The organism is Neobacillus sp., assembly GCF_031988165.1.
Lineage (GTDB): Bacteria > Bacillota > Bacilli > Bacillales > Cytobacillaceae > Neobacillus > Neobacillus rhizosphaerae.
Map to the genome: position 1 here is coordinate 1 of NZ_DALZYO010000080.1, position 6,855 is coordinate 6,855.

Consider the following 6,855-nt stretch of genomic DNA (forward strand, 5'->3'; position numbering starts at 1 on the left):
GGAGCTGGACATTTCTCGAAGTCCAATGTTATAAATTCTTATATTATAAAGAAAAATGCCTTCTAGCTAGTAGAAGGCATTTATGGTTGTATATTAAATTATGAATGGAGTAACAAAAATATGAATTTTACCAATCACGGGTGTTCTCGAGTAATTGGTCAATCTCAACATTCTTCATCTTTTGGCTATTTTTCTCAGATGTTAGATTTGTCGTTGCTTCTAATAATTTGTCGATATCAATTAAACCTGTACCCATTTCTAACCTCCAAAATTTATAGTTATCTTTCGCTTTATCAAACAGTTCGGAGGGTTAATATAATTTATAGGGGTACTACTTTATGAGATTTAACCTTGGTAAAAAATGTAGGGAAACAAAAGCAAAAAAACTGCTTCAAAACGCATTACATCCAACCTTCATAATAGGCTGGATGTCTCTTTGATTTATGCGATGCTTTTTATTTCCTTTTGGTCACTCCCTTGTTTAAAAAGGTATTTCATCATCGGTGGAGTAACAAGCGTGGTTACAAGGACGACGATAACTAGGATTGAAAATAGTTCTTGGCTGATTAATTTTGACTCTAATCCTATCGTGGCAATAATTAAAGCAACCTCCCCACGGGAAACCATGGCAGCTCCAATTCCGAATGAACTTCTCCATGAAAACCGAGCCATTTTTGCACCAGCTGCTGCACCAATTAATTTCGTTAAGATTGCTAGAATACTAAGTCCAACAATAAGGCCTAAATGCTGTGAAATACCTGTAAAACTTGCTTTCAAGCCGATAGTGGTGAAGAAAACAGGCACGAAAATTGAATAACCAATTGTTTCTACCTTTTCAAATATTTCATGCTTATATTCCGTTAAACTTATTGCAACTCCGGCAATATAGGCTCCTATAATAGCAGCAATTCCAGTTAATTCAGCCACATATGCATAAAGAAAACAGATAATTAATCCGCCTGAAAGGATTGATTCTGTCACCATTAATGGGGCAAACTTTTTTAAAATCCAAGGGACAATTTTCCAAGATACTAAAATAGCACCTCCGAAGAAGAGAATTTTTTTAATAATAATCATACTTAAATTTACTTCTCCACCTGCCATACTCATTAAAAATGCTAAAAATATGATAACGAGGACATCATCAATGACAGCGGCACCTAAAATCGTTGCTCCTTCTTTAGATTGCATTTTATTAAGTTCTTTAAGCGCTTGAACAGAGATACTTACACTGGTCGCAGAAAGCAATAAGCCTAAAAAGATAGCTTCAAATGTAGACATATTCATGATAATTCCTGTCAGATAGCCTACAAGTAATGGCACAATAATTCCACTTACACCCACTAGTGTAGATGCTTTCCCAGATCGCTTAAATTCATCTAAATCAGTTTCCATCCCAGCAATAAACATTAACAAAATGACCCCTATTTGACTTAGCTCATCCAATGTTTTCGATTCTGAAACGAGCCCTAGAACCGCAGGTCCTAAAATAATTCCTACAAGCAATTTTCCTAGAACCGAGGGCTGTCCTAACTTTACACTAATATCGCCTGCAATTTTAGAGGCAAGTAAAATAATCATCAACTCAAAAATTAATTCCATCGAATCACCTTTCTTTTTCTGAAAAATAAAAAGAGCCTGTCTTAATAATGACAGACTCTTTCCTAAAAAATAGAAAAAAGCCTGTCAAACCAATGGACATAATTATCCCTTGGTGACAGGCTCCTCCAAATAACAGCAATCATTTAATTAATACCAGTATAACAGAATAAATGATATTTATCAATTAGCCCTTAGACTTTGTTTATTTTTCCAAAAATAAGCAGGCTAGGCAAAATACATTTCCGATTAAATGGTAGTATGAAATTTAATCCCACTTTTTTACTTTATCAATTACTTTTTCCTTCAAAATGGTTATAAAAGTTGATTGTCCCTTTTGTATTTTTTGCTTATGCCATTCATTGAAGCTTGCAACGGTAATCATGATTAGTCCAGCGATTAATAAATATGCCCACCATGGCATATTTCCCCAGTAGGGTCGTGTTTGCAGGAATACATTTAATAGTAAAACACCACACCCAACAAAGAAATAAGATTTTATTTGGAGGAATACACCTACGAGCAAAGATAACAATGACAATGATCCTAAAATAATTGCATCATAAATTGTATTGCTTGCTAGACCATCCTGGATTAAAAGCAGAGAAACAATGATGAGTACACCCCATTGAATCGCTTTCGTTATATCCGAAAAGCTCCCTTTTAAACTAATTCGTATGAAAATCACCAGAATAATATATGGAAGAACATTTACCTCCCGTTCCCATAATGACGGAATGTTTAAATCCCCAATGATTGCATAGTATGGTTGTAATAAATAGGCTCCCGCGATGATAGACATAAAGACTGAGAAACTGGCAGGTACTCTTTTTCTCTGCAGCCAGAAATTGATTGCAATCAGAACACCTGGCAGTGCATGGCTCCATAAGTGCTGATTCGCAAAAAAGTACATAAACCAAAAGAATAAGAAGGAAACGGCCGTATATCCGTCTACTTTTATTTCCTGAAGCTTAGCTCCACCTGTCAACAGCTTTTTATAAACCTTCTGTCCGATTAGAACCATGGTTATGCCTAACCCTCCAAAAAGAAGCATTTTTTCGAGCTCATTCAACTCACTTAAATATGAGAATTCAACGGTTGCGATAAATGCTAAGAACAAAGGGATAATCCCTAATAAATCCCATTTAATTTTATACAAATAGACCATTGTCACAATCGTATATCCACAGGTAACCATGTACGGTAGCCAAGTAAACGGATAGGTCATTAGCATACAGACAATTCCGACAATAGAGAATGGCACCAAATAATAAGTGGTTCGTTTTTTAAATTCTCTATTAGCAATACAGGTAAAAATAAGAATAAACCCACTTGTAATTGGGAATTCATAGCCCCCAAAATTTTGGACAATTAGTTTATCCGATCCAATTGAAACAGCAAAAAATAGGGTTGTAAAACTACCATAAAGAAAGGATTTGATTTTCCATTCCTTAACAGCTAGTTTTGTACTTAATACATAGACTAAAAAGGCCAAGCCATAGCTATATATTGCGTCTGTATTAAAAGCAAACCAGGTAATAACAAGTGCGATTGGGTAAATGCAATGACCCATCCATGCAAAAGCATCTGATAGACCCAAATCTTTGTCTTTACAAATATAAGCGATAAAAAGTAAGATTACCGCACTTGTAGAAGCGATGAATGAATTCATTATATGGGTGAATGGGAATATCATTGTCATGGCATGGATAAACGAAAAATAGGATAGCCATGCTGTGATACTGACAAGATATGGGATCCATTTCGTACCCATCTTTTTATATAAATAGAAATACATTCCGATTCCAATTACCAACACTAACGGTTGCACCCATAATTGATTAATTGGGCTAAATAATGCATGGAAAATGGCAATGGTATAAAGTCCTTGGGATGTAAACAATGAAACCCTGTTTAGTTCTTTTTCCCTTATTTTTTTCCATATAAAGCTTGATAATAAAATAAATATTGCCCCCACAGCAAAATTTACTGCATAGCCATATTCTTCATGATACGTTGTGAAGTTTATATTAATTTCTTCACCAAAAGCGGCACATGCCAAACCAAGTGAGCTTGGTAAGATCCATAAGGCTGCTTCCTGATAATAAGCCCTTGTCTCCATTTTTAATAGTAGATAAGCAATTATTGTGAGGAGCAGCAGCATGACTCCTAGCTCCCACCAGTTGAAAAGACTAATCGCTAACATAATAGCTAGCATCATCATGACTAACCCAATGTCCTTAGAACTGTTCTGGATAATTCTAAAATATTTTGCTAAAGGTACAATTCCGAAAACGATAAACAAAATAAAACCGGTCAAACACAATGTTAGTGAAAAATTCATATTGTAGATATGTTTAACAATTAATGCAACAGCTTCGTAGATGCCAGAACCGACAAAAACCGAACTCAGATACGTAAATAGACGCATTGGACTGTTTTGGGCTAAATAAATAAAGTTAGCTCCTATGATAAAGTATGCGAGCATTAGCACAATAGAAGGATTACCCGAGCGGAGTATTATTCCCTCATAGCTAATATAGATGAAGGCAAATCCAGAAATCATTGCACTTGTATAGTGAAAAACTTTATCTAGAGAAAATCTTCCGTTCAGTGCCTTAGGAACAAATACCATGCCAACTCCTATTAGAGCATAGACTATCGCGCCAAAATTATCGAGGAAGCTGTGCTCTATTAGCTGAAAAGCACCATAAACGAGCATTGCACTAAAAATAAAATGGTATTCTTTCCTTCCACTGACATACATCATCGATAAATAAATTAGGGCAGTTAAGATGAGGTTGAAACTGTATAAGACCTCATGGTCGTATAAAAAAAGCATGAAAAGTGTACTAAGAACGAGATTAACTTGGATATAAGGGACAAATTCCTTTGTAAATAATTGGAGTGATTCTCTGTGTTTCAATTGGTGGTAGACAAAAATGAGCAAAGCATTAAAAACCATCGTCCCCAGGTAAAAGAAATCAACCTTAAGGTATAGTCCCGCCAATAAAAAGGCCATCCCCGCGGATATCGAAACATAGGTAAACCATACGAACAGTCTAGATCTTAAGTTCTTTGCAAATAGAATATACAGAATCACCGGTAGAAAGCTGCCCAGCATCCCCAAAAGGTAACGGCCAGCACCGTTAATCGATAAATACGGGCCTAAAAGACCAAACCATCCAAGCGAGAGAATAAATATCGGTAAGAATAAACTGCCAAGAACAATAAAGGCAAATGCCGTTTTATCAATATGCAGCACTTTCTTAGTTAAAAAGGCTATTCCGTAAAATAAAAGTGATACAATCGCAATCGCACCGCTTTTCATAATGCTTGTCATTGATTCCCAATTGCTTGTGGCTACGAATAAACCGCCAATTAATAAGAAGATTACTCCCATATTTAATAACCAAGTAATATTCCTTTCGCGAACCTCTTCGGGTGTTAGTATTTTTTTCGCTTTTTGAGGTTTTGGGGGTATAGTCGAATGGATTGGCACTTCCTTTTCTGTTGGAATAGGAAGGGATTCTATTTCTAATAAATCCTTATGGTATTGATGGTGAGCCTTGGCCACAGTCTCAACAATTGTATCCGGTAAATAACCTTCCTCTTTCAACGTGAAAAGCTCCTGCCTAAAAATCCTTCTTTTCTCTTCCCGTTTATTTAGCTCCATTAAATCTCCCCGCATTCATCCCATTTATGGTGTAATCAGGCCATTGCAATATTTTGTAGAATACCCATTTCTTTCTATAGTGTAATTTTACACCAAAATGAAATATTTTCAATATTTTCCTTAAAATTATTATTTGAAAAAAAGTTGTAAGTTTGGGAGAAAAATCTGTATGATTAAAGAATGTTTACAGAAAAAGAGTTGGAGGTCTCTATGCTTACTTTTAATGAAAAATTAGCCGTTATCGATGAATTTTCGGGATTAGAAAGAAAAAATGTTTCACTAGGTCGCATTAATTTCCAGTTTCCAAACAGTATTTCAGATAAAAAAAATATTGTTTATCATTTGCACCCTAATGGAAATGGCTTTGTATATGCTGGGCAGTTAGAAAATTATGAAACGGACGAAAAAGGAATGGTCAATATCCGTGACTTTACCGCTGATCAACTACGACAGTTGATAAAAGAAGCGATTCATGCACTCTCACCACTTGAAACCAATTCAGTCGAAGAAGCAATCATTGGAGATTCAAATGAGGAGCGCTGGGCTGATAAGGAAAATAATCAGCTTATCGTAATAAATGAAAATGATGCATGGAATATTTATTTTGGGTTAAATCTTGATGCCAGTTTTGATACATATCAAGAAGCTGTGGAGTTTTTGACCGAAGAGGGTTTTCAACGGAAATAACGAAAAAGGCTGTGCAAGTCATATGCACAGCCTTTATTATTTTATTGGTCCCTCTCCTTCAATCCATTGGTCTAAGCGGATAATACTTTGTCTAGCACGTTCAAAGGCGATTGAACGATAATGGTGCATCCCGCCTTTTTCTTCATCCCTTTCATCCGCCCATTTAACAATCTGCTGTAAAGGTGTCCTTACAATATCATTAGAAGGCAAAAACGAATCAGTATGGAAAAGAATCGCAAGTGCAATCGTTTTGGCTTTAATCGGATTCTCACCAAGTCGGATTAAGAGTTTATGTGCTCTTTCTGCCCCTTTTATCGGGTGTATGTCATTTTGCTTATACAAATCATAATCCCATTTTCCGTTTTTATACCATGTATAGTGGCCCATATCATGGAGAAGTCCTGCTTTCGCAACAATATCCACGTCCACTTGATGTTTCTTTCCTAAATGAAAAGCATGATAGGCAACAGCAATCGCATGAGCTAATCCAGAGCGATTCAAATATTTTTGGGCGATATGATGTTCGAAAATGTTTAATAAGGTTACGTCTCTCATGCTCTCTCTCCTAACTTTTGCAAAAAAATATATTTCATTTATTATATGATAACTAAGCACTCATAGCTAATTATAAAAAGCAAAAAAAGCAGGGATCCTTTTATCCCCTGCAATAGTTTTTTCATTATTAACCCATCGTTTTGAATTTTGTTATCCTGGATCTTCTACCTTACCATTAATATTTCACATCGTAAATGATTTATACCGGCATTTACGTTTGGTATAAAAAACTATCATGAGCCTCAACTCCCAACCCATGGAAATAAATTTAGAGAACAAGCCATAGTCCCCTAATAAAGGCGGTGAGAGCAGAGCTAGACTTCACATCTTTCGTCTAG

5 protein-coding genes are annotated in these 6,855 nt (G+C 35.7%); 1 reads left to right on the top strand and 4 read right to left on the bottom strand.

Features of this window, described 5'->3' with window-relative positions:
- Positions 1-127 precede the first annotated feature (127 nt).
- The 3 genes from RTR43_RS25155 to RTR43_RS25165 all read right to left on the bottom strand — a co-directional run bounded on the left by RTR43_RS25155 (position 128) and on the right by RTR43_RS25165 (position 5,275).
- Positions 128-256 (bottom strand): hypothetical protein, encoded by a 129-nt coding sequence (locus RTR43_RS25155; RefSeq protein ID WP_264760441.1) that lies wholly within the window; start codon positions 254-256, stop codon positions 128-130.
- A gap of 185 nt (positions 257-441) precedes the next feature.
- Positions 442-1,602, bottom strand: coding sequence for a cation:proton antiporter (locus RTR43_RS25160; RefSeq protein WP_312476724.1), 1,161 nt, complete (start codon positions 1,600-1,602; stop codon positions 442-444).
- Positions 1,603-1,867: 265 nt separating this feature from the next.
- On the bottom strand, positions 1,868-5,275 hold the full coding sequence (locus tag RTR43_RS25165; RefSeq protein WP_312476726.1) for a hypothetical protein: 3,408 nt from the start codon (positions 5,273-5,275) through the stop codon (positions 1,868-1,870).
- 210 nt (positions 5,276-5,485) lie between these two features.
- Here RTR43_RS25165 and RTR43_RS25170 point away from each other — a divergent pair, with 210 nt between their 5' ends.
- A complete protein-coding gene (locus RTR43_RS25170) occupies positions 5,486-5,962 on the top strand; it encodes a hypothetical protein (protein WP_312476728.1) in 477 nt (158 codons plus the stop codon).
- 36 nt (positions 5,963-5,998) lie between these two features.
- Here the strand turns inward: RTR43_RS25170 and RTR43_RS25175 are convergent, their stop codons facing one another.
- Positions 5,999-6,517: an HD domain-containing protein gene (locus tag RTR43_RS25175; RefSeq protein ID WP_312476731.1), complete on the bottom strand. Its 519-nt coding sequence runs from the start codon at positions 6,515-6,517 to the stop codon at positions 5,999-6,001.
- Between the last annotated feature and the right edge of the window lie 338 nt (positions 6,518-6,855).